Source organism: Nocardioides sp. NPDC051685 (assembly GCF_044453405.1).
Taxonomy (GTDB): Bacteria; Actinomycetota; Actinomycetes; order Propionibacteriales; family Nocardioidaceae; genus Nocardioides.
The window spans coordinates 967,973-994,054 of record NZ_JBITCR010000001.1 but is presented as its reverse complement, the minus strand read 5'-3'; the positions used below and the strand labels follow the sequence as shown (position 1 = coordinate 994,054).

General features: G+C 70.1%; 23 protein-coding genes. 8 read left to right on the top strand and 15 right to left on the bottom strand.

Annotation, left to right across the window (positions count from 1 at the left end):
• Positions 1–41: 41 nt before the first annotated feature.
• Positions 42–935 carry a sigma-70 family RNA polymerase sigma factor gene (locus tag ACIA03_RS04810; protein ID WP_396979768.1) on the top strand — a complete coding sequence of 298 codons (894 nt, stop codon included), beginning with the start codon at positions 42–44 and terminating at the stop codon, positions 933–935.
• 29 nt (positions 936–964) lie between these two features.
• Here ACIA03_RS04810 and ACIA03_RS04805 read toward each other — a convergent pair whose 3' ends face one another.
• From ACIA03_RS04805 to ACIA03_RS04790, 4 genes are all read right to left on the bottom strand, one after another.
• Positions 965–1,387 carry an anthrone oxygenase family protein gene (locus ACIA03_RS04805; RefSeq protein ID WP_396979766.1) on the bottom strand — a complete coding sequence of 141 codons (423 nt, stop codon included), beginning with the start codon at positions 1,385–1,387 and terminating at the stop codon, positions 965–967.
• Between the two features lie 71 nt (positions 1,388–1,458).
• Complete coding sequence (locus ACIA03_RS04800; protein WP_396979764.1) at positions 1,459–2,124, bottom strand: NAD(P)-dependent oxidoreductase; 666 nt, start codon at positions 2,122–2,124, stop codon at positions 1,459–1,461.
• 94 nt (positions 2,125–2,218) lie between these two features.
• The gene (locus tag ACIA03_RS04795; protein ID WP_396979762.1) at positions 2,219–3,445 is read right to left on the bottom strand and encodes a TerC family protein; all 1,227 of its coding nucleotides are present in this window, start codon (positions 3,443–3,445) and stop codon (positions 2,219–2,221) included.
• A gap of 48 nt (positions 3,446–3,493) precedes the next feature.
• A complete protein-coding gene (locus tag ACIA03_RS04790; protein ID WP_396979760.1) occupies positions 3,494–4,114 on the bottom strand; it encodes a TetR/AcrR family transcriptional regulator in 621 nt (206 codons plus the stop codon).
• 61 nt (positions 4,115–4,175) lie between these two features.
• On the opposite strand from ACIA03_RS04790, the gene ACIA03_RS04785 reads away from it, so the two are divergent.
• Entirely contained in the window at positions 4,176–6,869 is a 2,694-nt protein-coding gene (locus ACIA03_RS04785) for an MMPL family transporter (protein WP_396979758.1), read from the top strand.
• The gene (locus ACIA03_RS04780) at positions 6,866–8,962 is read left to right on the top strand and encodes a YhgE/Pip family protein (RefSeq protein ID WP_396979756.1); all 2,097 of its coding nucleotides are present in this window, start codon (positions 6,866–6,868) and stop codon (positions 8,960–8,962) included. The genes ACIA03_RS04785 and ACIA03_RS04780 overlap by 4 nt, the downstream gene beginning before the upstream one ends.
• 95 nt (positions 8,963–9,057) lie before the next feature.
• Here the strand turns inward: ACIA03_RS04780 and ACIA03_RS04775 are convergent, their stop codons facing one another.
• Complete coding sequence (locus ACIA03_RS04775) at positions 9,058–9,750, bottom strand: nitroreductase (protein ID WP_396979754.1); 693 nt, start codon at positions 9,748–9,750, stop codon at positions 9,058–9,060.
• Between the two features lie 217 nt (positions 9,751–9,967).
• Between ACIA03_RS04775 and ACIA03_RS04770 the strand changes: the two genes are divergently transcribed.
• The 3 genes from ACIA03_RS04770 (at position 9,968) to ACIA03_RS04760 (ending at position 12,931) form a co-directional block, all read left to right on the top strand.
• On the top strand, positions 9,968–10,855 hold the full coding sequence (locus ACIA03_RS04770) for a hypothetical protein (protein ID WP_396979752.1): 888 nt from the start codon (positions 9,968–9,970) through the stop codon (positions 10,853–10,855).
• Positions 10,856–10,936: 81 nt separating this feature from the next.
• Positions 10,937–11,704: an SDR family oxidoreductase gene (locus ACIA03_RS04765; RefSeq protein WP_396979750.1), complete on the top strand. Its 768-nt coding sequence runs from the start codon at positions 10,937–10,939 to the stop codon at positions 11,702–11,704.
• 9 nt (positions 11,705–11,713) lie between these two features.
• Complete coding sequence (locus tag ACIA03_RS04760; protein ID WP_396979748.1) at positions 11,714–12,931, top strand: acetyl-CoA C-acetyltransferase; 1,218 nt, start codon at positions 11,714–11,716, stop codon at positions 12,929–12,931.
• A gap of 119 nt (positions 12,932–13,050) precedes the next feature.
• Here the strand turns inward: ACIA03_RS04760 and ACIA03_RS04755 are convergent, their stop codons facing one another.
• Positions 13,051–13,302, bottom strand: a complete 252-nt coding sequence (locus tag ACIA03_RS04755) for a type II toxin-antitoxin system RelE/ParE family toxin (RefSeq protein ID WP_396979746.1) — start codon at positions 13,300–13,302, stop codon at positions 13,051–13,053.
• Entirely contained in the window at positions 13,299–13,559 is a 261-nt protein-coding gene (locus ACIA03_RS04750; RefSeq protein ID WP_045549171.1) for a ribbon-helix-helix protein, CopG family, read from the bottom strand. Before ACIA03_RS04750 ends, ACIA03_RS04755 begins: the two co-directional genes overlap by 4 nt.
• Before the next feature lie 43 nt (positions 13,560–13,602).
• Here ACIA03_RS04750 and ACIA03_RS04745 point away from each other — a divergent pair, with 43 nt between their 5' ends.
• Positions 13,603–15,234, top strand: a complete 1,632-nt coding sequence (locus ACIA03_RS04745; protein ID WP_396979744.1) for a cation:proton antiporter — start codon at positions 13,603–13,605, stop codon at positions 15,232–15,234.
• 8 nt (positions 15,235–15,242) lie between these two features.
• Here ACIA03_RS04745 and ACIA03_RS04740 read toward each other — a convergent pair whose 3' ends face one another.
• A complete protein-coding gene (locus ACIA03_RS04740; RefSeq protein WP_396979742.1) occupies positions 15,243–18,071 on the bottom strand; it encodes an FG-GAP-like repeat-containing protein in 2,829 nt (942 codons plus the stop codon).
• 69 nt (positions 18,072–18,140) lie between these two features.
• Positions 18,141–19,676 carry an AMP-binding protein gene (locus ACIA03_RS04735; protein WP_396979740.1) on the bottom strand — a complete coding sequence of 512 codons (1,536 nt, stop codon included), beginning with the start codon at positions 19,674–19,676 and terminating at the stop codon, positions 18,141–18,143.
• Positions 19,677–19,722: 46 nt separating this feature from the next.
• Between ACIA03_RS04735 and ACIA03_RS04730 the strand changes: the two genes are divergently transcribed.
• The gene (locus ACIA03_RS04730) at positions 19,723–20,340 is read left to right on the top strand and encodes a TetR/AcrR family transcriptional regulator (protein ID WP_396979738.1); all 618 of its coding nucleotides are present in this window, start codon (positions 19,723–19,725) and stop codon (positions 20,338–20,340) included.
• A 167-nt stretch (positions 20,341–20,507) separates the two neighbouring features.
• Here ACIA03_RS04730 and ACIA03_RS04725 read toward each other — a convergent pair whose 3' ends face one another.
• The 6 genes from ACIA03_RS04725 to ACIA03_RS04700 form a co-directional block, all read right to left on the bottom strand.
• Positions 20,508–21,257, bottom strand: coding sequence for a CoA-transferase subunit beta (locus ACIA03_RS04725; RefSeq protein WP_396979736.1), 750 nt, complete (start codon positions 21,255–21,257; stop codon positions 20,508–20,510).
• Entirely contained in the window at positions 21,254–22,063 is an 810-nt protein-coding gene (locus tag ACIA03_RS04720) for a CoA transferase subunit A (RefSeq protein ID WP_396979734.1), read from the bottom strand. Before ACIA03_RS04720 ends, ACIA03_RS04725 begins: the two co-directional genes overlap by 4 nt.
• Positions 22,060–23,016: an acyl-CoA dehydrogenase family protein gene (locus ACIA03_RS04715; protein ID WP_396979733.1), complete on the bottom strand. Its 957-nt coding sequence runs from the start codon at positions 23,014–23,016 to the stop codon at positions 22,060–22,062. Before ACIA03_RS04715 ends, ACIA03_RS04720 begins: the two co-directional genes overlap by 4 nt.
• Entirely contained in the window at positions 23,013–23,975 is a 963-nt protein-coding gene (locus tag ACIA03_RS04710; RefSeq protein WP_396979731.1) for an acyl-CoA dehydrogenase family protein, read from the bottom strand. The genes ACIA03_RS04715 and ACIA03_RS04710 overlap by 4 nt, the downstream gene beginning before the upstream one ends.
• On the bottom strand, positions 23,972–25,102 hold the full coding sequence (locus ACIA03_RS04705; RefSeq protein WP_396979729.1) for an acyl-CoA dehydrogenase family protein: 1,131 nt from the start codon (positions 25,100–25,102) through the stop codon (positions 23,972–23,974). Before ACIA03_RS04705 ends, ACIA03_RS04710 begins: the two co-directional genes overlap by 4 nt.
• A 119-nt stretch (positions 25,103–25,221) precedes the next feature.
• A complete protein-coding gene (locus ACIA03_RS04700; RefSeq protein ID WP_396979727.1) occupies positions 25,222–26,067 on the bottom strand; it encodes an enoyl-CoA hydratase in 846 nt (281 codons plus the stop codon).
• Between the last annotated feature and the right edge of the window lie 15 nt (positions 26,068–26,082).

Sequence of the window (26,082 nt, the reverse complement as noted above, 5' to 3'; positions counted from 1 at the left end):
CCGTCGTAGTGGTAGCGAGCCCGAGACTTCGGAGGATGAACATGGACGCGGCGACTTGGCAGGCGAACGAGTTCGAACAACACCGAGCGCACTTGCGGTCGGTGGCCTATCGGATGCTGGGCTCGGCGGCCGAGGCCGATGATGCTGTCCAAGAGGCGTGGCAGCGGCTCGGTCGATCCGACGCTGATGCGATCGAGAACCTACGCGGCTGGCTGACGACGGTGGTCGGACGGGTCTGCATCGACATGCTCCGCTCGCGCAAGTCCCGCCGGGAGGAGTACGCCGGGGTTTCGAATCCCCGAGCCGATCGTGATCGCTCCGACAACGGAGGCCCGCAGACCGCGGGACCCGAAGACCAGGCGATCCTGGCCGACTCTGTCGGGCTCGCTGTGCTCGTTGTACTCGAAACCCTGACCCCGCCGGAACGCCTGGCGTTCGTGCTGCACGACATGTTCGGGGTCGCGTTCGACGAGATCGCCCAGGTGCTGAACCGGGAGCCGGCATCTGCGCGGAAGCTGGCGAGCCGGGCGCGACGCAAGGTCCGCGGCGCCAATGCCTCTCCGGATCCCGATCTCGGCAGGCAGCGCCGGGTCGCGGCGGCGTTCCTTGCCGCGGCACGCGACGGCGACTTCGACGCTCTCCTGGATCTACTGCATCCCGAGGTCGTCTTCCTCGTCGATGCCGGAAGCGTCCGCCGCGCAGCACCCGCACTGCTCGAGGGATCGGCGGAGGTGGCCCGGCAGGCCGCTCTGCAGGGCCCGCGCTTCGCGTCGCTGTGCCGGCTGGCACTGGTCAACGGTGCGATCGGGATCCTGGCGGAGGCGCGATCGGGACCGATCGCGGTCGCCGGCATCACCGTGGTCGAGGACCAGATCTTGCGCATCGATCTGGTCCTCGACCCCGAGAAGGTGCGTGCCGCGACATCGGCGAGATGACCGACGGAAGCGGTGCGCGTGGACGGAGCTCAGCCGTCCTGCCGCTTCCGGAAAGGCAAGCAGAGCAGGCCGAAGGCTGTCAGTGCCAGCGCCGTACGTGCCACGTGGGCCCACTGCCATTCGTCGCGAATGCTCGCCCAGTCGGCCGGCGGACTCATTGCGTCCCACCCTCGCTGATCAGCGTTGATCGGCAGGTTGAAGGTGAACGAGATGACCAGCACGATCATCAGCAGTGCGAGCGCCGCCGCTGAGGGCCATACGCGCTCGCCACGCCACCGCAGAGCGCCCACCACGAGCACTGCCAGCGCGGCCAACGCCGGCAGCAAGGTGACGGAGGCGAGGACGTCCAACCACTCCAGCATCACCTGCCGCGTCACGATGTAGGTGCGGACTCCCTCACCACGCAACGTCAGCTCGATGACCAAGACGGTGACCATGAACCCCGCGAACACGCCACCGAATCCACCTCCCACAGACCGCGCGACCCCGAGCACCCGACGCCCCGGTAGCGTCCGGTCCCCGGTCACCTCGCCACTCCGAGGGTCTTGCCGATCGACTCCGGCTGCTCGAGTGCCCACAGCATGGCGTGCGCCACGTCCGCGCGCGAGATCACCGTGCCTCCCGGCAGATTGCGCCCGTACGCCGTCCGGTACTCGCGCGTCTCAGGGCTGTTGGTCAGCCGGGGAGGCCGGACGGCAGTCCAGTCGAGACCACTGTCGCGGAGCATGTCCTCCATCAGGGCGAGGTCTTGATAGTGCTCGCGCAGCACCCACTTGACCGCCGGGGTCATCACATACCGCATCAGCAAACCCTCGCCGGGGTCGTGACGAGGCGGGTGAGGCTGACCGGGCGAGGCGACGGTGCCGACCGGGGCGGCACTGACGACGACGATGCGCCGCACGCCGCTGATCCGCATCGCATCCAGGATCGGCCCGGTCCCGCGTGAGGTGATTCCGGAGTCCGCCCGTGACCGGGGGCCAAGCCCGGAGAGCACGGCATCCGCCCCACCGACCGCGGCCTCCAGCATCGCGGGGTCGGGCGCGGACAGGTCAGCGGTGACGAGCCGGGCCTGGGCCGGTAGGTCGCGGGGGTTGCGCGCCACGGCGGTGACATCGTGCCCGCCCGCCACTGCCTGATCTACCACGTGTCGACCGATGCCGCCGGTCGCTGCGAAGATTGTCAGCTTCATGAGGATCCTCCGATGAGTGATGGCTCAGGGGCAGCTTGTAGCCCCTCATCAAGAAGACGAACGCCGACAGATCAGTGTGACAATCGCTTCCGATTCACTCCTCGCGCAGGATCTTCGGCGGGCCGGCAGGGGTGGCCTCGCCGCGCTCGACGGCGGCCGTGTGGCTGGCGAGGGCGCGCTCGAGGAGCTCCATGAGCGGGGTCTCCTCGCGAGCGATCTGCAGGTACTTCGGGCCGAGGGCGACGATGATGTCGCGCTCGGCGAGGAGGGCGTTGTGGATGCGCTCGCGCTCGGCCGGATCGGCGGTGTACTCCGAGTCGAGGTAGGCGGCGGCGTGACGGCGGGCGTTGGCGATGGCGTTCTGGGCGCGGCCGCGCTTGCTGAAGAGCGAGCCGACGATGGTGACGACGAGTACGCCGAGGATGACGCCGAGGGAGAGGCCGGTGCTGATCTCGACCACGTGCACGGGATCGCCGTCGTTGACGAACGGGATGTTGTTCTCGTGGAGGGCGTGCAGGATGAGCTTCACGCCGATGAAGGCGAGGATCGCGGCCAGGCCGTAGGACAGGTAGATGAGCCGGTCGAGCAGGCCGTCGAGCAGGAAGTAGAGCTGCCGCAGGCCCAGCAGCGAGAACGCGGTCGCGGTGAAGACCAGATAGACGTTCTGGGTGAGGCCGAAGATCGCCGGGATCGAGTCGAGGGCGAAGAGGATGTCGGTGCCGCCGATGGCCACCATGACCAGCAACATCGGCGTCAGGATGCGCTTGCCGTCCTCCACCGTGAAGAGCTTGTCGCCGTCGTAGTGCTCACTGACGTGGAACAGCCGCCGGGCCAGCCGGACGACGAAGTTCTCCCCGTGGGAGTCGTCGTCGGGCTTGAGCATGTTGCCGGCCGTCATCAGCAGGATCAGCCCGAAAACGTAGAACACCCAGGCGAAGTTGTTGATCAGCGCGGCGCCCACGAAGATGAAACCGGTGCGGGCGATCAGCGAGAAGGTGATCCCGAAGAGCAGCACCTTCTGCTGGTCCTCGCGGGGCACCCGGAAGCTGGTCATGATGATCAGGAAGACGAACAGGTTGTCGACCGAGAGCGCCTTCTCGGTGATGTAGCCGGCGAAGTACTCCCCGCCCATCGTGCCGCCGCCGAAGACCAGGGCGCCGACGCCGAACAGCAGCGCGATCGCGACGTAGATCGCCGACCACGTGGCGGCCTCCTTGAGCGTGGGCGCGTGCGCCTTGCGTACGTGGAAGACGTAGTCGAACGCGAGCAGGCCGACGATCGCGACGACGGTGACCACCCACACCCACATCGGTGCGCCCATACTGACAACCCCCTGAGAGTCGGTCCCGAGAGTGGACCCGGCCTCAGCCTAGGCGGAGCCCCGGGGGATGGACAGCCCGTCGAGGATCTGCGGGATCGCGTCGTCGAGGAGCCGGTCGGCCCGGGGGTCGTCGCGGTGGAGCGTACGCATCGCGAGACTGTGCAGGAACACGCCCATCATCGTCTGGGCGAGGAGGTCGATCGGCATCGTCGAGGTGCGGTCGAGGCGGTCCAGGGCGAGCCCGACGACCTCGACGAGCTGCTCGCTGAGCGCGGCGAAGGTGGCTGAGCTGATCTCGCGGGCGTCGGGGTCGCGCAGGCTCTGCAGCACCACCTCGCTCTGCAGCACGAACCAACGGTCCTGCATCGGGCGCACCGCGTCGAAGGCCGCGCCGATCAGCGATCCGCTGGAGTCGGTGTCGGCATGTTCGCCGACGGCGGTGCGTACGGCCGCGATGAGCCGCTCGGACTCCTCCTTGAACGCCTCGAGCAGCACCTCCTCGACGCTGCCGAAGTTGGAGTAGAACGCCCCGCGCGTGTAGCCCGCTGCGCTGACCAGATCGTCGACCGTGACCCGGCGCCCGCCGCGCTCGACGAAGACGTCGACGGCCGCGGCCAACAGCCGTGCGCGGGTGTTCGTGCGTCGCCTGGGGGCCTTCACCTCGGTCATGTAGTCATCCTCACATATCGCCACGATACATTTTCGTATTCAATACGTTAATGTATCCACTGTGTCCTCCTACCTCTACCGACTCGGCCGGCTGGTCGCCCGTCGTGCCAAGACCGTGCTGGCGCTCTGGCTCCTGCTCGCCGTGCTCCTGGGTGCGCTGACCGTCTCGCTCGGCGGCAAGCTGCAGAACGACTTCACGATCCCGGGCACGGAGTCCCAGCAGGGGCTGGACGCGCTCACCCAGCGCTTCCCCGAGGTCTCCGGGACCTCGGCCCAGCTCGTCTTCGTCGCCCCGGAGGGGGAGAAGGTCGAGGACCACCGCACGGAGATCCGCGAGGTGCTCGACGCGGTAGAGAAGGTGGACCACGTCGCGACGGTCACCGATCCTCTGGCGAAGGACAGCAGGACGGTCAGCGACAACGGCCGGGACGCGCTGGCGACGGTGCAGTTCGACCTCGGTCTCGACGAGCTCCCCGAGGGTGTGACCGCGGACCTGGAGAAGGCCGCGGAGCTCCCCTCCGGATCGTCGCTGGAGCTCCACGTCGGCGGCGATGCGTACTCCGTCACCGGGGTGCACGTCAGCGCGACCGAGGGGATCGGGATCCTCATCGCCCTGCTGGTCCTCGCGATCACGTTCGGGTCGCTGCTCTCCGCCGGCCTGCCGATCCTGACCGCGCTGCTCGGGGTGGGGATCGCGATGGCGGGGATCTTCTCGGTCGCCGCGGTCACCACGATCTCGGCGACCACCCCGACCCTCGCGCTGATGATCGGGCTCGCCGTCGGGATCGACTACGCGCTGTTCGTGATCGCCCGGCACCGCAGTCAGCTCGCCACCGGCCTCGGGGTGGAGGAGTCGATCGCCCGGGCGGTCGCCACCGCCGGTAGCGCGGTCATCTTCGCGGGCGTCACGGTCGTCATCGCGCTGTGCGGCCTGGTGGTCGCGGGTATCCCGTTCCTGGCGGTGATGGGGTACGCAGCGGCGTCGGCCGTCCTGGTCGCGGTGCTCGTCGCCCTCACCGCCGTGCCGGCCCTCCTCGCGCTCGCGGGTGAGCGGCTCCGGCCGAAGCCTGGGTCTCGGGCCCACCGGCGTGAGGCTGTCGCGGAGGGGCGGCCTCACGCCACCACCCTCGGAGCACGCTGGGTGCGGCTGGTGACGAAGGTGCCGGTCCTCACCGTCGTGGTCTCGCTGCTGGTGATCGCCGTCCTGGCGATCCCGGCGCGCGACCTCGCGCTCGGGCTCAACGACAACGGCAGCGCCGAACCGGGGACTGCTCCGCGGGAGACGTACGACCTGATCAGCCGTGACTTCGGGCCCGGCTACAACGCGCCGCTGTTCGTGACCGCGGACATCATCGACACCACCGACCCGATCGGGGTGATGGATTCGCTGGGCAAGGCGCTGGGGACCTATGACGGGGTGCAGAAGGTCGCCCTGGCGACGCCGAACCGCACCGCCGATCTCGGGCTGGTCGTGATCTACCCGACCACCGAGAAGAGCGACCCGGCGACCGCGGCGCTGGTCAAGTCGATCCGCGCGGACTCGGCTGACCTGGAGAAGAGCTTCGGGATCGAGGACGTCCGGGTCACCGGACAGACCGCGGTCGCGATCGACGTCAGCGCGCGGCTCTCCGGGGCGATCCTGCCCTTCGGGGCCGTCGTCGTCGGACTGTCGCTGATCCTGCTGACGATCGTGTTCCGCTCGATCGCGGTCCCGCTGAAGGCGACGCTGGGCTACGTGCTGTCGGTGGCGGCCTCGTTCGGGGTGGTCGCCGCGGTCTTCGAGTGGGGCTGGGGCGCCGACCTGTTCAACGTCGCCAAGGTCGGCCCGGTGATCGCGTTCTTCCCGATCATCCTGATGGGCGTGCTCTTCGGGCTGGCGATGGACTACGAGGTCTTCCTGGTCTCCCGGATGCGGGAGGACTACGTCCACACCGGCGACGCGAGGCGTTCCGTCGACACCGGCTTCGCCGCCAGCGCCCGCGTCGTCACCGCCGCGGCGATCATCATGATCGCCGTCTTCGCGGCCTTCGTCCCTCACGGCGACCCGATCGTGAAGCCGATGGCGCTCGGGCTCACCGTCGGCGTGCTCGTCGACGCGTTCCTGGTGCGGATGACGCTGGTGCCGGCGGTGCTCGCCCTGCTCGGGCGCGGCGCCTGGTGGCTGCCGCGGTGGCTCGAGCGGCGGATGCCGGTCCTCGACATCGAGGGTGAGGCACTCGTCCACCACCTCGAGCACGCCGACCACGTCGCCGCTCACGGTGAGGTCGCGGTCAGGGCACGTGAGGTCGAGGTGCTGGAGGCGCTCGCGCCGCTCTCGCTCGACCTTCGCCCGGGTGGGCTCGGGATCGTCCACGGGTCCGACCCGGTGGCGCGCTCCGCTGCGCTCGCGGCGATCACCGGGCGGCTCGGCTTCACCGGACAGCTGGTCGTGCTCGACCGGCTGCTGCCGGAGGAGTCGGGGGCCGTACGTGCCCGGGCCGCTCTCGTCGGTGACGTCTCGGAGGCGCTCCGGCTCGTGGGCGCCCGACGCGTCCCGGCGCTCGTCGCGATCGACAGCCCCACCTCGCTCGACCCCGGTCAGCTCGCGGCCCTGTCCGCGCTGACCTCACGGGGCACGACGGTCCTGCTCGGGATGCCGTCGCCGCCCGCCGTACCGCAGGTCGCGGACGCACTCGCGTGCGCCGAGCCTGCCCGCGCTCTTCCTGCGCTCACTGACACCGCGGCTTCGGTCGCTGATCTGGAGACAGTTCGATGACACGTACGAAATCATGGTGGTCGGGCCGCCGGCTGGTGGCCGCCGCGATCCTGCTGCCCGTCGTCGTGACGGCGCTCGCGCTGGTCGCGCTCAGCGACCGCACCGAGAACCTCGACAAGGTCCCCGCCGCGGTGGTGAACCTCGACAAGCCGGTGACGACGGGGAGCGGGAAGAACAAGCAGACCGTGTACGCCGGGCGGGCGCTCGCCGCGGACCTGGTCTCCTCCTCGGGCTCCGGCTCGTCCGGACCCACGCTGGGCTGGGAGCTCACCGACGAGGAGGACGCGCGCTCGGGGTATGCGGACGGGAAGTACGCCGCGGTCATCACGATCCCCGAGGACCTCTCCAAGACGCTTTCCGGGCTGCAGGGCAGCGACCCGAGCGCCGGCCGCGTGAGCGTGGAGGCGTCCGACGCCTCCAGCGAGGTCACCGCCGAGATCGCCCGGCAGGTCGCGCGACAGTCGGCCTCGACCCTGGGGCGTACGGTCACCACCACCTACCTCGACGGGGTCCGTTCGCAGACGGGGGAGCTCAAGTCCAGCCTGACCGACGCCGCCGACGGTGCCGGCCGGCTCGCCGACGGCAGCGCTGCCGCCGACTCGGGTGCCGGGAAGGTCGCCGATGGCGCGCGTGCGCTCAGCTCCGGTGCCGCGGGCGCCGCCGATGGCGCCTCCCAGGTCGCCGGTGGCCTCGACTCGCTCGCCGGCGGGACCGCGCGGCTCGAGGCGGGCGCGGGCTCGCTGGCCGACGGCGCGGGCAAGGCGTCCAAGGGCGCGTCCTCGCTGGCTTCCGGGGCGGACCAGCTCAGCGGCGGGCTCGACCGGCTCGAGCGGTCGACCGCCGCGCTGCCGTCGCAGACCTCGTCGCTGGCGAACGGGGCGTCGCAGGTCTCGAAGGGCGTCGACGGCTACACCCAGCTCGCCAAGGGCTGGGCGCAGGTGTGCGCGAGCGACCCGCTGCTCGCGGCCTCCAAGCCGCAGCTGTGCGGCGCGACCGCGCAGGCGGTCGGCTCCGGTGGTGCGCAGGCCGACCAGCTCGCCGCCGGTGCGGCCCAGGTCGCCTCGGGTGCCTCCGCTCTCTCGCAGGCGGCTCCCGAGCTGACCGGCGGGATCTCGTCGGCGGCGGACGGTGCCGGGAAGGTCGCGTCCGGCGCGTCCCGGCTCGCGTCGGCCAACGCGCGTGTGGCCGCCGGGGCGCGGGAGCTCTCCGCCGGTGTCGGGGAGGCGAACGACGGTGCGACCGCGCTGTCCTCCGGTGCTTCCCAGCTCGCCTCGGGCACCAAGCGGCTCGAGGACGGCTCGTCCTCGCTGGCCTCCGGGGCCGACGACCTGTCCGCCGGGACGTCCTCACTGAGCGAGGGCGCGTCCTCGCTGGCATCGGGCCTCGACGACGGGGCCTCGCAGATCACGGTCCCCGGGAAGAAGCAGGCCGACGTCGTCGCCGACCCGGTGCAGGTCTCGGTCGCCTCCGCACACTCCACCTCGGGGGCGACCAGGCTGGCGCCGACGGTGATCGCGCTGGCGCTGTGGCTCGGTGCGCTCGCGATCTATCTGCTCCGTCCGGCCTTCCCCGCCGGGCGGCTGCGTGAGGCTCTCACGGCCCGCCGGCTCACCCTTGTCGGACTGTGGCCGGCGGTTCTGGTCGGGCTGGTGCAGGCTGTGCTCCTGGTGGGCGCGGCTCGCCTTCTCGGTGCGGATCTCGCCCGGCCTCTGGCCGCAGTGGGGATCGCGGTGCTGGCCGCCACGGTGTTCGTCGCCGTCCACCAGGCCGTCGTCGCGCTCGCCGGCCAGCGTCGCGGGTGGCTGATCTCGCTCGGCTTCCTCGCCCTGCAGCTGGTCTCCCTCGGCGGGCTGCTGCCGGCCGCCACGGCGTCCGAGCCGTTCGGCGCGCTCACCGGCATCCTGCCGGTCCCGCTCGCTGCCGAGGCGCTGCGCGGGGTCGTGGTCGCGCAGAGCGGTGCCGCGGTCGGTGCGCCCGTCGGGGGCCTGGTCCTCTGGCTCCTGCTCGCGGTGGCGGTCAGCGTCTTCGCGGCGAGTCGGGCGCAGCGTACGTCTGTGGCGGAGATCCGCGGGGCGGCGGCGTCGGGCGTGTAACACGTCGTTCGTAGGACTATCCGGTCGCTCCGATAGGGCGAGAAGTCCTACGAACGACGTGTTACAGCGCGCTCAGGCGGCTTCGCGGCGGCGGCTCAGAGCGAGGTGTCGTGCAGCACGATGTGCTCGTCGAGCGGGGCGCGGCCGATGTCGAGGCGGTTGACCGAGGCGTCAGGGTCGGCGGTGCCGAAGGAGATGCCGTAGAGCAGCTTGAGGTCGGCGGGGAGGCCGAGGTGGGCGCGGACGGCGTCGGCGAACAGCCCGTGCATGCCCTGCGGGACGCCGTGGTACCCGCGGGCGGTGAGGGAGAGCAGGAAGTTCTGGGCGTACATGCCGACGTCGTTGGCAGCGCGTACGACATCGCCGAGCTCGGGCACGAAGAGCAGCGCGACGTGGGGCGCACCGTAGAAGCGAAGGTTCTGGGCGACGGCCTTGGCCCGTCCGTCGCTGTCCTCGCGCGCGATGCCCATGGCGCCGTAGAGGACGGCCCCGGCCTGCTGCGACCGCTGGACGTGCACGCTGTCGTCGGCACCGTACGTCGTGGTGAAGTCGGGGCTCATCTGGCCGGCCTCGAACGCCTTGAGCATCGCCTCGCTGAGACGGTCGCGGGCGTCGCCGGAGAAGACGTGGACCTCCCAGGGCTGGGTGTTGCTGTGCGACGGGGCGCGCTGGGCGTCCTCGAGCACGCCGCGGATGTCGTCGGCGGGCACCGGGTCGGGCAGGAAGGCCCGCGCGGAGCGGCGCGAACGGATCACGTCCGTGAAGGTCTCGACGGCGGTCGTGCTCACAAGAATGGTTCCTCTCAGGTCTGCCGAGGGCTGATGACCTCGGTCCACTCCTGAAGCAAGACGGAGGGACTCTCCGGTATTCCGAGGCCACGGTGAAGGTGGTTCATCACACATCCCAGGGCAATTACCCGGTTCAGGTGATACCCCGGCGTCGGGTCGGGGCCTCGGGCTCGGTGGGTCGAAGACTCGAGTTCCGACCTATCTGAGGGGGAAACCCATGATTCGAAAGCTTGTCTGTGCGGTCGCGGCGGGGGTCGCCGCGGCGGCGCTCTGGTCGATGCCGGCTTCAGCGGCGCCGCTGCTGCAGCTCTCCGGCGCGATCTTCACGACCGACGTCTCCGGCGCGCCGGTCAATCTCAACCATTACGCCGCCAAGGAGGACGTCTATCTCAACGGCGGCCCCGGCATCAACGCGCCCGATGACGCGGCCGGCCTGCCCGCCGGGATCTACGCCTTCCAGGTGACCGACCCGTCCGGCAAGACGCTGCTCTCCACCGATCCCGTCGCCTGTCGCCGGGTCGAGGTCGACGCCAGCGGTCGCTTCGTCAGCGTCGCACCGAGCGGCGGCTGCGCGCACGCGACCGGCACCGACGCGGAGGACGGCGGCATCACCGTGCAGCTGTTCCCCTACCTCGACACCCCGAACAACGGTGGCGAGTACAAGGTCTGGCTGACGCCGTACGCCGCACTCGACTACACCGCTCCGGGCAACCGGCACGGCTTCGTCCCCGCGGACAGCAAGACCGACAACTTCAAGGTCAAGGCCAAGGCCATCGTCGAGATCGACACCCGGTTCTCGCGGCACGGCGGGGCGTTCATCGACGGTCTGGCGGCCGAGTGGACCGACACCCTGGGCGCGCACAACGTGAAGTACTCCGAATACGACCCGGCGGTCCTCGCGTTCCACGAGGCGCACGTCGAGGCCGCGGAGATGGGTCTGCACAAGATCACCGTGTCCGATCAGGCCGGTTGCGAGATCGACGACGTGCATTACGCCGGGGCGACCTTCCTGCCCGACGCGAGCGGCTCGGTCACCGTTCCGGTGCAGGTCAAGAAGCACATGAGCGGAGAACACACCTACTGGGTGGACGTGCACTGCGTCTGAGGCGCTGCGTCTGACCGTCTGAACCGGTCACCGTGACCATCAACCTAGCATTTGCTTGGTAGGCGCTCTAGACTGCCCGACATGGCAGTCGAGATCGACTTCAGCGGCAAGGTGGTCGCGGTGACCGGTGGCGCGCGGGGCGTGGGTGCCGGGATCGTCGCGCGGTTCCTCGAAGCCGGTGCGGAGGTCGAGATATGCGGCCGGACCGCGCCGGACGAGCTGCCCGTCGTGGACGGGCGCAAACCGGTCTTCTCCCAGGTCGACGTCCGGGATCCGGAGCAGGTCGCGGCCTGGATCGCCGCCATCACCTCGCGCCTCGGGCGGCTCGACGTGGTGGTCAACAACGCCGGTGGCGCGCCCTACGCCGACTTCGCGACCGCGTCGCCGCGCTTCCACGAGAAGATCGCCTCGATCAACTTCCTGGCCACCGCCCACGTCTGCCAGGCGGCGTACGAGGCGTTGAAGGCCTCCCGCGGGTCCATCGTGAACATCAGCTCGATCTCGGCACGCCGGCCCAGCCCGGGGACCGCGGTCTACGGGGCCGCGAAGGCGGCCGTCGAGAGCCTGACCGGGTCGATCGCGGTCGAGTGGGCACCGGACGTACGCGTCAACGCCATCTCCTGCGGCATCGTCGCCACCCCCGGGTCCGAGGATCACTACGGCAGCCCGGAGCAGCGGGCCGCGGTGGCCGCGACCATCCCGCGGGGCGTCTTCGCGACCCCCGAGGAGGTCGGCGACGCCTGCCTCATGCTCGCCTCCCCGCTCGCTGCGCACATCACCGGTGCCGTCCTCGCCGTCGACGGCGGCGGCGAGTGGCCCGCCTTCCTCCAGCACACCCCCAACTCCTGAGGAGAAACCGTGCCCGAAGCAGTCATCGTCTCTGCCGCCCGTTCGCCGATCGGCCGCGCCTTCAAGGGGTCGCTGAAGGATCTGCGTCCCGACGAGCTGGCCGAGCAGATCGTACGCAGCGCCCTCGCGTCGGTTCCGGAGCTGGACCCGGAACAGCTCGACGACCTGATGATGGGCTGTGCCCAGCCCGCGGGGGAGCAGGGCTACAACATCGGCCGGGTCGTCGGCGTACGTCTCGGTCTGGACGCCGTGCCCGGAACCACCGTCCACCGCTACTGCGCATCGTCGCTGCAGACCACCCGGATGGCCTTCCATGCGATCCGTGCGGGCGAGGGGGACGCGTTCGTGTCCGCCGGGGTGGAGTGCGTGTCCCGCTACGAGCACGGCAAGGCTGACGGGATGCCCGACACCAAGGCCGAGTCGTTCTTGAAGGCGGGCGAGCGCGGCGCTGCTCGGGTAGCGGCGGGCACCGCCTGGACCGATCCTCGCGAGGCCGGCGAGCTGCCCGACTACCACCTCGCGATGGGCGAGACCGCCGAGAACGTCGCCGAGATGTGCGGCGTCACCCGGGAGGCACAGGACGCGTGGGGCGTACGTTCCCAGAACCGCGCCGAGGCCGCCGCCGCCCGGGGCTTCTGGTCGCGCGACATCACCCCCGTGACGTTGCCGTCGGGCGAGGTCGTGTCCACCGACGACGGGCCGCGGGCGGGGGTGACCCTCGAGAAGGTCGCCGGGCTGGCGCCGGTGTTCCGTGAGAACGGCACCGTCACCGCCGGCAACTGCTGTCCGCTGAACGACGGTGCGGCCGCGCTGGTGATCATGAGCGACACTCGCGCCGCCGAGCTCGGGATCACGCCGCTGGCGCGGATCGTCTCGACCGGCGTCTCCGGGCTCTCGCCCGAGATCATGGGCCTCGGACCGGTCGACGCGTCCCTTCAGGCGCTCGCCCGCGCCGGCCTCTCGGCGTCCGACATCGACCTCGTGGAGATGAACGAGGCCTTCGCCGCCCAGGTGCTCCCCAGCATCGACCGGATCGGTCTCGACCCCGAGCGGGTCAACGTCAACGGCGGCGCGATCGCCCTCGGCCACCCGTTCGGCTCCACCGGCGCCCGCCTCACCACCACGCTCCTCCACGGTCTGCAGGAGACCGGCGGCCGCTACGGGCTGGAGACGATGTGTGCCGCCGGTGGTCAGGGGATGGCGCTGGTGATCGAGCGGCTGGGTTGATCTGACTGGTCGCCGCATCGGACGTGTAACACGTCGTTCGTAGGACTACTCGCCCTATCAGATAGGGCGAGTAGTCCTACGAACAGCGTGTTACACGACCGCCGCCGGACCCAGCGGGGCTAGACGCTCCGCCGCCCCAGATGGATCACGGCGACGGTGACGCGGCGCTCCTCGACCACGTAGATGATGCGGTAGCGGCCGACGCGGAGGCGGTAGCGGTCCTTGCCCCAGGCGTAGGCGCCGACGTCGCGCGGGGTCTCGGTCAGGGTGTCGACGGTGTCGAAGACCTGGATGAGGCCGATGGGGTCGTCGTCGACGTACGCCTCAGCCGACTGCAACGCCTCGTCGGCCCAGACGACTTGATAGGTCACTCGCTGGCGATGCGGTCGAGACCGAGGGCGCGGCGGGCCTCGGCATGCGGGGTGTAGCGGACCTCGCCGAGCTCGCGGCGCAGGGAGTAGCGCGCGAGCGCGAGATCGTCCTCGAGATCCTCGATGCGCCGGTCGTGGTCGTTGAGGTAGGCGCGGATGGCCTCGCGGGCGATCTCCTGCTTGGACCGGTTCTCCGTCCGGGCGCGGTCGGTCAGCAGCCGGTCGTCGGCCTCGCTGAGTCGCAGAGTCATAGCCATGGACCCAGCGTAACCCGAGGTGGTATCACGCGGTATCGTACGTATGTCCGAACCGTCGAGCTTCATCCTGGGGGACGTCCATATGTCGCTGACCGCGCTCTACCTGCTTGTCGCACTGGGGGCGGGGCTGGTCGCGATGTTCCTCAGGCTTCCGCCGTTGGTCGGCTTCCTGGCCGCCGGGTTCGGGCTGCACGCCGCCGGCGTCGGCGAGCTGGAGGGCCTGCACACGCTGGCCGATCTCGGTGTCACGCTGCTCCTGTTCGGCATCGGCCTCAAGCTCGACGTGCGATCGCTGCTCCGGCCCGACGTGTGGCTGAGCACCGTCGCCCACCTCGGGCTCAGCGTCCTCATCGGGGTCGGGCTGCTGGCCGGCATCGCCCCGCTCGGCTTCGCGCTCCTCGCCGACGCCGACCTCGGTGAGATGGCGCTGATCGCCTTCGTCCTCTCCTTCTCGAGCACGGTCTTCGCGATCAAGGTCCTCGACGAGCGCCACGACAACAACACCCTCTACGGCCGGATCGCCATCGGTGTGCTGGTCATGCAGGACATCGTCGCGGTCGCGTTCCTGACCATCTCCGAGGGCCACTGGCCCTCACCGTGGGTCTTCGCGCTGGTGCTGCTCCTCCCGGGCGCCTGGCTCGCCCACCGCATCTGGGACCGGATCACGTCGGCCGAGCTGACCGCGCTCTTCGGCCTGGCGATCGCGCTCGTGCCGGGCTACTGGCTCTTCGAGACCGTGGGGCTCAAGGGCGACCTCGGAGCGCTGGTGGTCGGCGTACTCCTCGGGTCGCACGCCAAGGCGCCGGCGCTGGCCAAGCTGCTGTTCAGCACCAAGGAGCTCTTCCTCATCGCGTTCTTCCTGAGCATCGGGCTGACCGGGGTGCCCTCGCTGGAGGACCTGGCGCTGGCCACCGTGCTGCAGGTGCTGCTGCCGCTCCAGGCCGCTGCGTACGTCGTGATCTTCGTCGTCATGGGGCTGCGCTACCGCACCGCGACGCTGGCCTCGTTCACGCTGACCAACTACTCCGAGTTCGGGCTGATCGTGATCGTGATCGCCGCGGCGACTGGTCTGGCCTCGGCGCAGTGGCAGACCGTCCTCGCGGTCGCGACGTCGCTCTCGTTCCTGGTGGCCGCCGTCTTCAACGCGTACGCCGCGAAGCTCATCAACCTGCTCAACCGGCTGCTGCCGGAGCGGCGGCCCGAGCGGCTCCAGGAGGCCGACCGGCCGATCAACCTCGGTGACGCCAAGGCGCTGGTGGTCGGGATGGGCCGGGTGGGACGTACGACCTACGAGGAGCTGCGCGACACCCAGGGCTACCACGTCCTGGCGGTCGAGCACGACTCGCTGCGGGCCGCCTCGCTCAAGGAGGAGGGCTTCGACGTGGTCGAGGCCGACGCCACCGACCAGGACTTCTGGGAGCGGGTCAAGAAGGGCGCCGGCATGGAGCTGGTCGTCCTCACCATGCCCTTCCACGGCGACAACCTGCTCGCCATGGACCTGCTCCGCAAGCTCGGCTTCACCGGCACCGTGGCCGCCATCGCCCTGCGCCCCGAGGAGCGCGACGAGCTCAAGAAGCGTGGCGCCCACGCCGTCCTGAACCTGTACGCCTCCGCCGGCTCCGACCTCGCCGCGAAGGCGCTCCGGGTGAACCAGGAGCGCCAGCTCTCCGCGTGAGTCGTGGCTCAGCCCAGCAGGTTGTAGCCCGACAGCGCACCCAGGTAGGTCCGGGTCAGGCCGGTGCCGGTGCTGTTGCGCTCCAGCGCATAGATGTAGCTGCCCGACCGCACGATCAGGTCGCCGCCCGAGCCGGCCCGCAGATCGCGAACGCCGAGCACCGCGTCATAGCCGGACAGGTTGATCGACAGGGTCTGCGTGGAGACCAGGCCGCCGGGCCCGTTGCTCTCGTGGACGACGGTGCTGGTGCCGTTGACGAAGAGTACGTCGGGGGTGTTGCCGCTGTTCCAGCGCCCGACGCCGACCAGGCGGCTGCCCGAAGCCGAGGACCTCATGGTGATCGACGCGCCGACCTTGGTCGAGCCCTTGCCCGGCCACAGCTTGATCGTGCCGTCGGAGGTGCGGCCCATCAGGTCCGGGTAGCCGTCGCCGGTGATGTCGCCGACCGCGTCGATGACGCTGACCGTGCCGAGGCCGGTCGCGATCGTGACAGGGCTGGCGAACTTGCCGGTGCCGTAGCCTCGGTAGAGGCGGACCGAACCGTCGGACATCTTCGCCAGGAAGTCGCCCTTGCCGTCGCGGTTCCAGTCGCCGGCGTTCATCAGCGCGGTGGCGCTGGTCAGGGTCACGCCGGAGTCGATCGGCTTGGCCAGGCTGAGGCGGCCGCTGTTGGGCTTGACGTAGAGCGTCGAGCCCGACCGCAGCATCAGGTCCGGGAGGCTGTTGCCGACCAGGTTGACCGCGCCGAGGAGGGTCTTGTCGACGCCGGCGAACGGGCCGAGCGGCTTGCCGAAGCCGGTGCCGCTGGCGGGGTAGATCCAGCCTCGGTTGGAGCCGTCGCGGCCGATCAGGTCGCCGCGGCCGTCGCCGGTGAAGTCGCCGTAGCCGGAGATCTGGACGAGCGAGGACCACGACGGGCTCTGCGTCGCGAGCTTGGTCGGCGAGCCGAACGTGCCGCTGCCCGAACCCTTGAAGTAGTAGAGCGCACCGGACTTGCGGCCGATCAGGTCGCGCTTGCCGTCCTTGTTGACGTCACCGGTCGCGGCGAGCTTGTCGAAGCCGCTCAGCGAGCGCGTCGTTCTCGCCCGGGTGAAGCCGCCGGCGCCGTTGCCGGTGTAGCGGACCAGGTAGCCCTTGGCGTTCTTGCCGACGAGGTCGTTGTGCGACGTACCGCCGATGTTGCCGACCGCGGTGATCTTCGAGACGCCGGAGAAGGTCGAGGTCGACAGGTTCTTGTAGACCGCCGCGAAGGTGCCGTCGCCGCGACCCTTGCGGATCCCTGCCGAGCCGTCGTTGCGGACGAAGATCAGGTCGGCCTTGCCGTCGCCGGTGATGTCCGGGGTCACGACCTGCTCACGCACCGTGCTGCCGAACGTCGTCGACGTCCTGGTCGAGTTGAACCCCGCGAACCCGCCCGTACGCAGCGTGAAGATCCGGCCGTCGGACGCCCGGCGCGCCACGAAGTCGGAGTGGCTCGTGCCGGCGATGTTGGACTCCAGGTCGCGACCGCTCCAGCTCTTCTGGAGGCCGGTGGCGAGCGTACGGATCTGGGGGAGCTTGGCCTCGAGGTTCTCGCCGGGGCAGATGGTCGCCGTCGTGTTCGCGTCGCGGTGGCCCTGGATCGCGTGGGGGAAGACCGTCTTGGTGCCGTCGGTCTTGGTCAGCGACACGTTGGTGGCGTTGGCGGTGACGCCGTGGAGGGCCAGCTTCCACGCGTAGAGAGCGCCGTACGCCTGGATCATCGCGTCCGTCGGCTGGTTGTCCGTCGAGCCGGCGTCGTCAGGACAGCCGGCCGCGACCGTGTCGAAGCAGCCGAGCGCCGCGGTGCCGAAGCTGTCGTAGTTGTAGCCGCTGGTGTGGGCGCCCTCGACCGGCAGCGCGACGCCACCGTAGCGGCCCTCCCAGATGCGGCCGAACTTGTCGACGAAGAAGTTGTAGCCGACGTCGCGGTAGCCGCGGGTGGTCACGTGGTACTCGTAGATGGCCCGGATGATGGCGGGAACGTCGGTCTCGGTGTAGTCGTTGGTGCCCGCGGTGTGGTGGACGAAACCGCCGTGGATCGTGCGGTAGGTCGGGTCCGTCTGCTCGCGGAGCGTCTCGTCGGCGCCCCACTGCGCACGGCTGTAGATCGTCGGGCTCGCGGTGTAGGTGGACGCGGCCAGGTTGAGGTCGGAGTCCTTGCTGCCCTGGTGGACGTCGGCCGCCCGGGGCTTGTCCTTGTCGGTCTCGATCTCGGGGAGCTCCTCGACCGTGTCCGAAGGTCTGCCCGGCTCGATCACCGCGAGCTCGAGGTCGCCGGGGATCTCGGCGGCGTCGGGGACGACGATCCGGGTCTGCACCTGGTCGACGTGCCCGGCCAGGAACTCGTCGGTGCCCGGGCGGACGCTCCTGGCCTCCGCTGTGCCGGCGTCCGGACCGTGGTCTGCGACCTCGACCGACATCGGGCTCCACGACGACCACACGTCGTCCTTCAGGGTGCGGATCTCGGGGCGTACGTCGTCGGGGATTTCGCCGGCCCAGGTCACGCCGACGACGCCGAAGCCGGTGACGTCCTGCGGGTCGCTCTTGATGACGTCGGTACGGGGCTTGTCGACCTTCGTCGCGTGCTTGGTCGCCTTGCCGGTCGAGGTGGTCAGTGCGATCTCCTCGACGTGAGACTTCACCGGGCCGGCGGGAAGGGTGGACGGCTCCCTGTTCGCCGCCTCGAACGCGGCCAGCGGGCCGGATGTGGTCGGTTCGGCGGTGGCGGAGTTCAGCGTCAGCGGGATCGCCACTGCGGCGGCGCCGAGAACGAGGGTGGTGCCGGAGAGGGACGCGATCTTGGCGCGTCGGGGCATCGAGGCCTCCGTGGGGGAAGTAAAGACGGGCTGAGGAAACCTATACCCCCGCGGGGTGGGGTGTCTCACCTATATCGAGGTGTCGCGCAGGTCCGTCTTCAGGACCTTGCCGCTGGCGTTGCGCGGGAGGCTGTCGACCAGCACGTATGCCCTCGGCTGCTTGTAGTTGGCGAGCCGGTCCTTGAGCCAGGTCGCGATCGTGTCGGCGGTCAGATCGTCGCGGACGACGACGAAGGCCTTGCCCACCTGGCCCAGCCGGGCGTCGGGGATGCCGATGACCGCGGCCTCGACGATGCCGGGGTGGCCGGCGAGGGTGTTCTCGACCTCGGCCGGATAGACGTTGAAGCCGCCGACGGTGAACATGTCCTTGATCCGGTCGGTGATCTTCAGGCAGCCGTGCTCGTCGAGGAAGCCGACGTCGCCGGTGTGGAGCCAGCCGTCCTCGTCGATCGCCTCGGCGGTGGCTTCAGGGTTCTCGAAGTAGCCGAGCATGACGTTGTCGCCGCGGATCCAGACCTCCCCGTCCTCGCCCGGCTCGGCGTCCTCGCCGGTCGCGGTGACGGTGCGGATCTCGAGACCCTCGACCGCGGGGCCGACGACCTTGGCGACATGCTCGGGGTCCTCGCCGGGGCGGGTGGTCGTGGCGACCATGCACTCGGTGAGGCCGTAGGCCCCCTTGACCTCGTCGATCCCGAGGATGTCGCGCATGTCGGCGAAGAGGCTCTCCGGGACGCTCGCGGCGCCGGCGATCGCGAAGCGCAGCGAGGAGAGGTCGTACGCCTTCAGGTCTTCGTGATTGATGAGGGTCGTGAAGATCGTGGGAGCGCCCGGGAGGACCGTGATCCGCTCGTCCTGGATCAGCTTCAGCGCCTGGGTGGGGTCGTAGGTCGCGATCGGGTAGACCGTCGCGCCCGAGGTGAACGCCGCGATGAAGCCCGCCTTGTAGCCGAAGCCGTGGAAGAACGGGTTGACGATGGCGTAGCGGTCCTTCGGGGTCAGCTCGGCGCCGCGTGCCCAGACGTCGGCGACGCCGATCGTCTGGCGCTGGGCGCTCATCACGCCCTTCGGTTTGCCGGTGGTGCCGGAGGTGAACAGCAGGTCGGCGAGGGTGTCGGGGGTGACGGTCGCTTTAGCGTCCGTGAGACGCTTTTCGGTCGTGCCGTCGCCTCTGGCCAAGAACTCGTCCCAGCCGTCGGCGAGGTCGACGATGGTCAGCAGGTGCTTCGGGAGCGGGCCGGCGTCGTGGAGCATCTGGACGTAGTCGGTCCCGAGGAAGCCGTTGACCGTCACCAGCGCGGTGGCCCGGGACCGCTCCAGGATCTCGCGCGCCTCATGGCCCCGGTAGCGGGTGTTCAGCGGCACCACGGCCGCCCCGATCGTCTGCGCGCCGAGGACCGCGACCGGGAACTCCCAGCGGTTGGGCGCCCAGATCGCGACGCGGTCGCCGCTGCGTACGCCACTGGCGAGGAACGCGCGCGCGGCCGCGTCCGCTGCGTCGGCGAGCTCGACGTAGGTGAGCGTCGTGGGGCCGTCGACGATCGCCGGGTGGTCGGCGTACGTCTGCTTGGCCTTCTCGATCAGGGCGGGGATCGTGCGGGGGGTCACCCTGGCAAGAGTAGTTGAGCAACTGCTTGTTTGGTAGACTTCGCCCATGACTGACACGGGGGTTGCGCCGAGAAGGCGGGGGACGGAGTCGGGGTCGTCGCGGCGGGCCGAGCTGCTCACGCTGGCCGGCGAGATGTTCGCGACCAAGGGGTTCTCCCAGACGACCGTACGCGACATCGCCGATGCCGCCGGGATCCTGTCCGGTTCGCTCTACCACCACTTCCGCTCCAAGGAAGCGATGCTGACCGAGCTGCTCTCCGGTTTCCTCGACGGGCTCAACGCGCGGTTCACCGAGATCGTCGAGTCCGGCGTCGACCCGCAGGCCGACCTGGACGGGCTGATCGCCGAGTCGTTCCGGACGATCCACAACGAACGGCTCGCCGTCGCGCTCTACCAGAACGAGGCGTCCTTCCTGGCCACCGTCGAGGGCTTCGAGTTCGTCGCCGAGCGCTCACGCGAGAACGAGGCGCTGTGGATCCGGGTCCTCGAGGCCGGTCAGGCCTCGGGCGTCTTCCAGGCCTCGCTCGACCCCGCGCTGACCTACCGGTTCATCCGTGACGGCGTCTGGTCCACGGTCTCCTGGTATCGCCCCGGCGGCCGCCACACCCCCGAGACGCTCTCGGCGCAGTATCTGAAGCTGCTCCACTCCGGCATCCTCGCCTGAGGTCGCCGAGTCGGCGCATCAGCCCCGCGTGAGATCGCCGAGCTGGCGCGTCAGTATCACCCCGGAGCGCCGAGTCGGCGCTTATGTCCCGCGAGGCTGTGGATAACTCGGGACAGATGCGCCGACTCGGCGTCGGAATCTGGGACAGATGCGCCGACTCGACGGTCTTAGGGGACCTCTTTGAAGCGGAGGCCCTTGGGGTCTTCTGCCTCGATGATCTTCAGCTCGTCGGGCGTGGGCTCGCGGGTGAGGGGGACGTCGGTGGCGTCGATCTCGAAGCCGGTGGCGTCCTGGAGCTCCTCGGGGGTGACGCCGGGGTGGATCGAGTCGACCTTGATGAGGCCGGCGTCGTCGTAGCCGAAGACGGCGAGGTTGGTGACGATGACGCCGAGGTCGTGGAAGCGGCCGGCGGTGCCGACCGCACGGTCGTTGCCGACGCCGCTGGCGACGTCGACGCGGTCGACGAAGATCCGGGCGGAGTGCTTGGCGACCCAGTAGTCGACGCGGTGGTTCACGGTGTTGCCGGGGGCGCCGCGTACGCCGATCAGCTGCCGCTTCGGCTGACGCCAGTCACCGATCGAGGAGATGTTCTGGTTGCCGTAGCGGTCGATCTGGCTGGCGCCCATCATCGAGTGCCGGCGGCCGCTGGCGACGATGTCGAAGATGCTGCGGAACGGCACCCAGGCCTCCGGGGTGCCGCCGGCGGCCGCGGTCTTCAGCAGCGGCGGAGCCTCGGCCATCATGAACGCCTCACCGTCGCTGAGCGCGAGCTCGGGGGTGTGGGTGGCCTTGGCCAGGCGTACGCCGATGGCCGGGACGATCCCGACGGCGTGGGCGAGCACCTCGCCGGAGCCCTTGAAGGCGTCGGAGACGGCGGCGACGCAGATGTCTGCTCGGCTGATCGTCTGCAGGGTCACAGGTAACGCTCCTCGAACTCGGTCCACTGCTCGTCGGACTCGGCCTTGGCCGCCGCGACGTACGTCTTCTGGAACTCTTCGTCCCGGCCGTAGTCGGGATCGCAGCTGGTGAAGTGGGCGCCGCCGGGGGCCTCGACGACGTGGTTCACGAAGATCCGGGGGACCAGCAGCGTCTGCGGTGGGGCCTTGGCGGTGAGGTCGTCGGTGGAGACGATCTGCTCGACCGACAGGATCGTGGTGTCGGCGGCCATCGCGAAGAGGTCGTCGAAGTAGGGGTCGGGGCCGAGGTACTGCCCGTTGCCCGCGGCGTCCGCGCGGTTGAGGTGGATGAGCGAGACGTCGAGGCGGAGGCCGGGGACGGCGACGTACTCCTCGTCGTCGTAGGGCGACCTCACCGTCTTGAGGTCGGGGTTCATTGCCATCACGTCGCTGCCGAGCCCGGCCCGGATGGGCTGGAACGAGAGCCGGTTCGCGCCGGCGCGAAGGCCGGCGACGAACATGCCCTCGTCGTACTCGCTCGTCTCCGGGATCTCGCCGCGCTCGCGGGCGCGGGTGAAGTTCGGGTCGAGAGGGATCGAGTCGAGGCTGACGAAGCCGTAGACCAGCCTGCGGATCTTCCCGGCACGGGCGAGCAGGCCCACGTCGGGGCCGCCGAACGCGACCACGGTCAGGTCGGTGATGTCGCTGCGGAGGATCTCCTTGACCAGGGCCATCGGCTTACGGCGCGAGCCCCAGCCGCCGATGCCGATGGTCATCCCGGACTCGAGCTTGCTGGTGACGTCGGACAGCGGGAGTGTCTTGTTCACGTGTCTCCTCGGAAGAGCTGAGCGGTGGCATGGGCGCGCTTGAAGTAGAGGTGGGCGTCGTGCTCCCAGGTGATCGCCACTCCGCCGTGGAGCTGGATCATCTCGGCCGCGACCTGCGAGAACGCGTCGGAGCACCAGGTCTTGGCGGCCTGGATGAGGCGTACGTCGGGGGTTGCCTGAGTCAGCTCCCAGGCCGCCGCCCAGCTCATCGTCCTGGCCGTCTCGACCTGGACGAGCAGGTCGGCGCAGCGGTGCTTGAGCGCCTGGAACGAGCCGAGCGGGCGACCGAACTGGTGGCGCTCCTTGAGGTAGGCGACCGTACGCTCCAGCGCCTCGCGCGCGGCGCCGGCCTGCAGCGCGGTCATCATGGTCGCGCCGACGGTGGTGACGTACGCCGGGGCGACCGTGCCGACCGGGTCACCGGTCGGGTCCTGGACGGTGACCGTCGCGAACCTCCAGGTCGGGTCCAGGGCGGGGGCCGGGGTGACCGTGACCGCTGACGGGTCCACGGCGTGGACCTGGTCGCCATGCAGCACGAGGAGGATCTCCGCTCCTGCCCCGTCGATGACGAGATCGGAGCCTGGGACCACCACCGCGGCCGTCGCTCCGCCGGCGATCCGCTCCAGCAGCTCACCGGCGGCAGGGGTCGCGGCGGCGGCCAGGACCTGGGTCGCCAGCAGGGTGCCGACGAACGGCGAGGGCGTGAGCGTGGCCCCGAGTTCCTCGAGGACGAGATGCGCCTCGATGTAGGAGCAGCCGACCCCGCCGTGCGCCTCGGGGACAGCCAGTGCGGTCACCCCGATCTGCTCGGTCAGCGTCTGCCAAAGGGTGGTGTCGTACCCCTCAGGCGTCGCGATCGCCGCCCGCAGATCCATCGACGCGGCCCGCTTGGCGATCACGGTGTGTACGGTCGCGACCAGATCGGTCTGCTCCTCGGTGAGCGCGAACCTCATCGGGCCGCCACCAGCGACTCGAGGATCCGGGCACGATGCTCGGCCGGGGTGCCCCAGGCGCCGACGAGCGCGCGCACCTTCAGGATCCACAGGCTCAGGTCGAACTCGCGGGTGTAGCCGATCGCGCCGTGGACCTGCAGCGCGGTGCGCGAGGCAAGGTACGCCGCGTCCCCGGCCGCCACCTTCGCGGCCGAGACCGATCGGGCTGCCGTCACCGCCTCGGCGTCGAGCTCGACGGCGGCGTTGTGCACCAGCGGGGCGGCGAAGTCCAGGGCGACGCGTACGTCGGTCAGCAGGTGCTTGACCGCCTGGAACTCGCCGATCGGGCGCCCGAACTGCGTGCGCTGCTTCACGTACGCGACCGAGTCGTCGAGCAGGCGCAGCCCCGCGCCGAGGAGCTGGGCCGAGCAGCCGAGGGTGGCGAGATCGAGTGCCCGCGCCGGGTCGATCGTGGCGATCTCCTCGCCGACGGTGACCTCGAAGAGCCGCCGGGTCGGATCTACCGAACGCCGCTCGGCGCCGACGGCCGCGCGGTGGAGTGTGGTGCTCAATGCGTACGTCCGCTCGGCGACGTCCGAGTCGAGCGCCCGCGTCGCGGGAGCCACCGACACCAGCGCCTCACCGGAGGCCAACCGCGGGAGAAGGTCCGAGTCGGGAGTGCCCGCAAGGAGGTGCGGTGCGACGGCGACGGACTCGATCCACGGGCCAGGGACGCCGTGGTAGCCGAGCCGCTCGAAGGCGACGGTCAGGTCGACCGGGTTCGCTCCGACGCCCCCGTGCTCCTCCGGCACCAGCAGCCCGGTGACGCCGAGCTCGGCGAGACGCTGCCACAGCTTCAGTCCCGCCGAGTGGTCACCGGCCGCCCAGGCGCGCGCGGCCGACGGCACGTCGGCGGCACCGAGGAGGTCGTCGAGTGCTTCGGAGAAGGCGTGCTGCTCCGGCGTACGTCCGAATCTCATCGGCCACCCCTCGGCAGGCCGAGCACACGCTCGGCGACGATGTTGCGCTGGATCTGGTTGGTGCCGGCGTAGATGGGGCCGGACAAGGAGAAGAGGTAGTCGTCGACCCAGCGGCCGTCGAGCTCGGCGTCGGCGCCGAGCAGGGACAGTGCGGTCTCGTGCAGGGAGAGGTCGAGGTCGGACCACCACAGCTTGTTGATCGAGCCTTCGGCGCCGACCGAGCCACCGGCCTCGACGTGGGTGACGGTGCCCCAGGTGTAGAGGCGGTAGGCCTCCGCGCCGATCCAGGCGTCGACGACCTGGTCGCGCAGGTGAGGCTGCGGGTCGGTCTGCCACAGGTCGATGAGGCGGTCGGCGGCGGCGCAGAACCGACCCGGCGATCGCAGCGACAGACCGCGTTCGTTGCCGGCGGTCGACATCGCGACCGTCCAGCCGTCGCCGACGCCACCGAGCACGTCCTCGTCGGGCACGAAGACGTCGTCGAAGAAGATCTCCGCGAACCCCGGCGTACCGTCGAGCTGGTCGATCGGCCGCACCGTGACGCCGTCGGCGTCGAGCGGGAAGAGGAAGTACGTCAGGCCCCGATGCCGTTCCGCCTCCGGGTCGCTCCGGAAGAGACCGAAGCCGCGGTCGGCGAACGGCGCTCGGCTGCTCCAGGTCTTTTGCCCATTGAGCCTCCAACCGCCGTCGACGCGGGTGGCCGTCGCCCGGAGCGAGGCCAGGTCGGAACCGGCCTCCGGCTCGGACCACGCCTGCGCCCAGACCAGGGTCCCGTCGGTCATTTCGCGCAGGTAGCGCTCTTTCTGCGCCTCGGTCCCGTGGCCGAAGATGATCGGCGCGAGCAGCGAGATGCCGTTCTGCGAGATGCGGGTGGGGGCGCCGGCGAGGTAGTACTCCTCCTCGAAGATGACCCACTCGGTCAACGAGGCGTCCCGGCCGCCGTAGATCTCGGGCCAGGTGACCACCGACCACCGTCCGGAGGCGAGAGTGCGCTCCCACTCCCGGTGCGCCGCGGCTCCCTCGGCGGTGTCCATCGACGGCAGTAGGCCGGGGTTGTTGGCGGCAAGCCACTCGCGGGCCTCGAGTCGGAAGGCCTCCTCGGCCTCGGTGAACTCCAGGGTGCTCATCGCGCTCCTCGGTCCGTGTAACACGTCGTTCGTAGGATCCAACCGGCGGTTCAGATAGGGCGAGTAGTCCGACGAACAGCGTGTTACAGCTCGCCGGGCCGGCCCTCCGCGCTCGAACCTCACGACTTCATCGACCTTGCGTCCATCCCCGCCAGGGAGTCCTTGCCGACCTCGGCGTTGTGGGCGTGGGCGGCGTGGTGGAGGCCGAAGACCGAGTCCATCCCGGCGCGCATGCCCATCAGGTCCTCGGCCTGGTTGACCGCCTTCTTGGCCAGCGCGAGCCCCAGGCGCGGCATCTCGGCGATCCGGCCCGCGAGCGCGAGGGTCTCGGTCTCGAGGTCGTCACGGGGCACGACGTGGTTGACCATGCCCCAGGTCTCCGCCTGTGAGGCAGAGAAGCGGCCGCCGGTGAAGAGCATCTCCTTGGCGGCGCGGGGGTTGGTGACCCACGGGTGGGCGAAGTACTCCACCCCGGGGATGCCCATCTTGACCACCGGGTCGGAGAAGAACGCGTCGTCGGAGGCGACGATGAAGTCGCAGGACCAGGCCAGCATCAGACCGCCGGCGATGCAGGCGCCCTGCACCATCGCGATCGTCGGCTTCGGGAGCTCACGCCAGCGGCGGCACATCCCCAGGTAGACCTCGGACTCGCGCGCGAACCGACTGTCCACACCTGACTTGCCGACGTGGTCCCACCACATCACGGCCTTGCGCTCGAAGCTCTCGTCGACGTCCCGGCCCGGGGTGCCGATGTCGTGGCCGGCACAGAAGTGCTTGCCGTTGCCGCCGAGGACGATCACCTTGATCTCGTCGTCGTTGGTCGCCCGGGTGAACGCCGCGTCGAGGGCGTAGGTCACCTTCGAGTTCTGGGCGTTGCGGTACTCGGGGCGGTTCAGCCGGACCACCGCGACAGGTCCGTGGGTCTCGTACGTCACGACACTGGTCTCGGTTGGAGTGGCGCTCATGCGGGAGACGCTACC

Bases quoted from the DNA above. Each gene is read 5' to 3' on its own strand.
- ACIA03_RS04810 (WP_396979768.1), top strand. From the start codon at position 42: ATGGACGCGGCGACTTGGCAGGCGAACGAGTTCGAACAACACCGAGCG.
- ACIA03_RS04800 (WP_396979764.1), bottom strand. From the start codon at position 2,124: ATGAAGCTGACAATCTTCGCAGCGACCGGCGGCATCGGTCGACACGTG.
- ACIA03_RS04795 (WP_396979762.1), bottom strand. From the start codon at position 3,445: ATGGGCGCACCGATGTGGGTGTGGGTGGTCACCGTCGTCGCGATCGTC.
- ACIA03_RS04790 (WP_396979760.1), bottom strand. From the start codon at position 4,114: ATGACCGAGGTGAAGGCCCCCAGGCGACGCACGAACACCCGCGCACGG.
- ACIA03_RS04780 (WP_396979756.1), top strand. From the start codon at position 6,866: ATGACACGTACGAAATCATGGTGGTCGGGCCGCCGGCTGGTGGCCGCC.
- ACIA03_RS04770 (WP_396979752.1), top strand. From the start codon at position 9,968: ATGATTCGAAAGCTTGTCTGTGCGGTCGCGGCGGGGGTCGCCGCGGCG.
- ACIA03_RS04765 (WP_396979750.1), top strand. From the start codon at position 10,937: ATGGCAGTCGAGATCGACTTCAGCGGCAAGGTGGTCGCGGTGACCGGT.
- ACIA03_RS04750 (WP_045549171.1), bottom strand. From the start codon at position 13,559: ATGGCTATGACTCTGCGACTCAGCGAGGCCGACGACCGGCTGCTGACC.
- ACIA03_RS04745 (WP_396979744.1), top strand. From the start codon at position 13,603: ATGTCCGAACCGTCGAGCTTCATCCTGGGGGACGTCCATATGTCGCTG.
- ACIA03_RS04740 (WP_396979742.1), bottom strand. From the start codon at position 18,071: ATGCCCCGACGCGCCAAGATCGCGTCCCTCTCCGGCACCACCCTCGTT.
- ACIA03_RS04730 (WP_396979738.1), top strand. From the start codon at position 19,723: ATGACTGACACGGGGGTTGCGCCGAGAAGGCGGGGGACGGAGTCGGGG.
- ACIA03_RS04715 (WP_396979733.1), bottom strand. From the start codon at position 23,016: ATGAGGTTCGCGCTCACCGAGGAGCAGACCGATCTGGTCGCGACCGTA.
- ACIA03_RS04710 (WP_396979731.1), bottom strand. From the start codon at position 23,975: ATGAGATTCGGACGTACGCCGGAGCAGCACGCCTTCTCCGAAGCACTC.
- ACIA03_RS04705 (WP_396979729.1), bottom strand. From the start codon at position 25,102: ATGAGCACCCTGGAGTTCACCGAGGCCGAGGAGGCCTTCCGACTCGAG.
- ACIA03_RS04700 (WP_396979727.1), bottom strand. From the start codon at position 26,067: ATGAGCGCCACTCCAACCGAGACCAGTGTCGTGACGTACGAGACCCAC.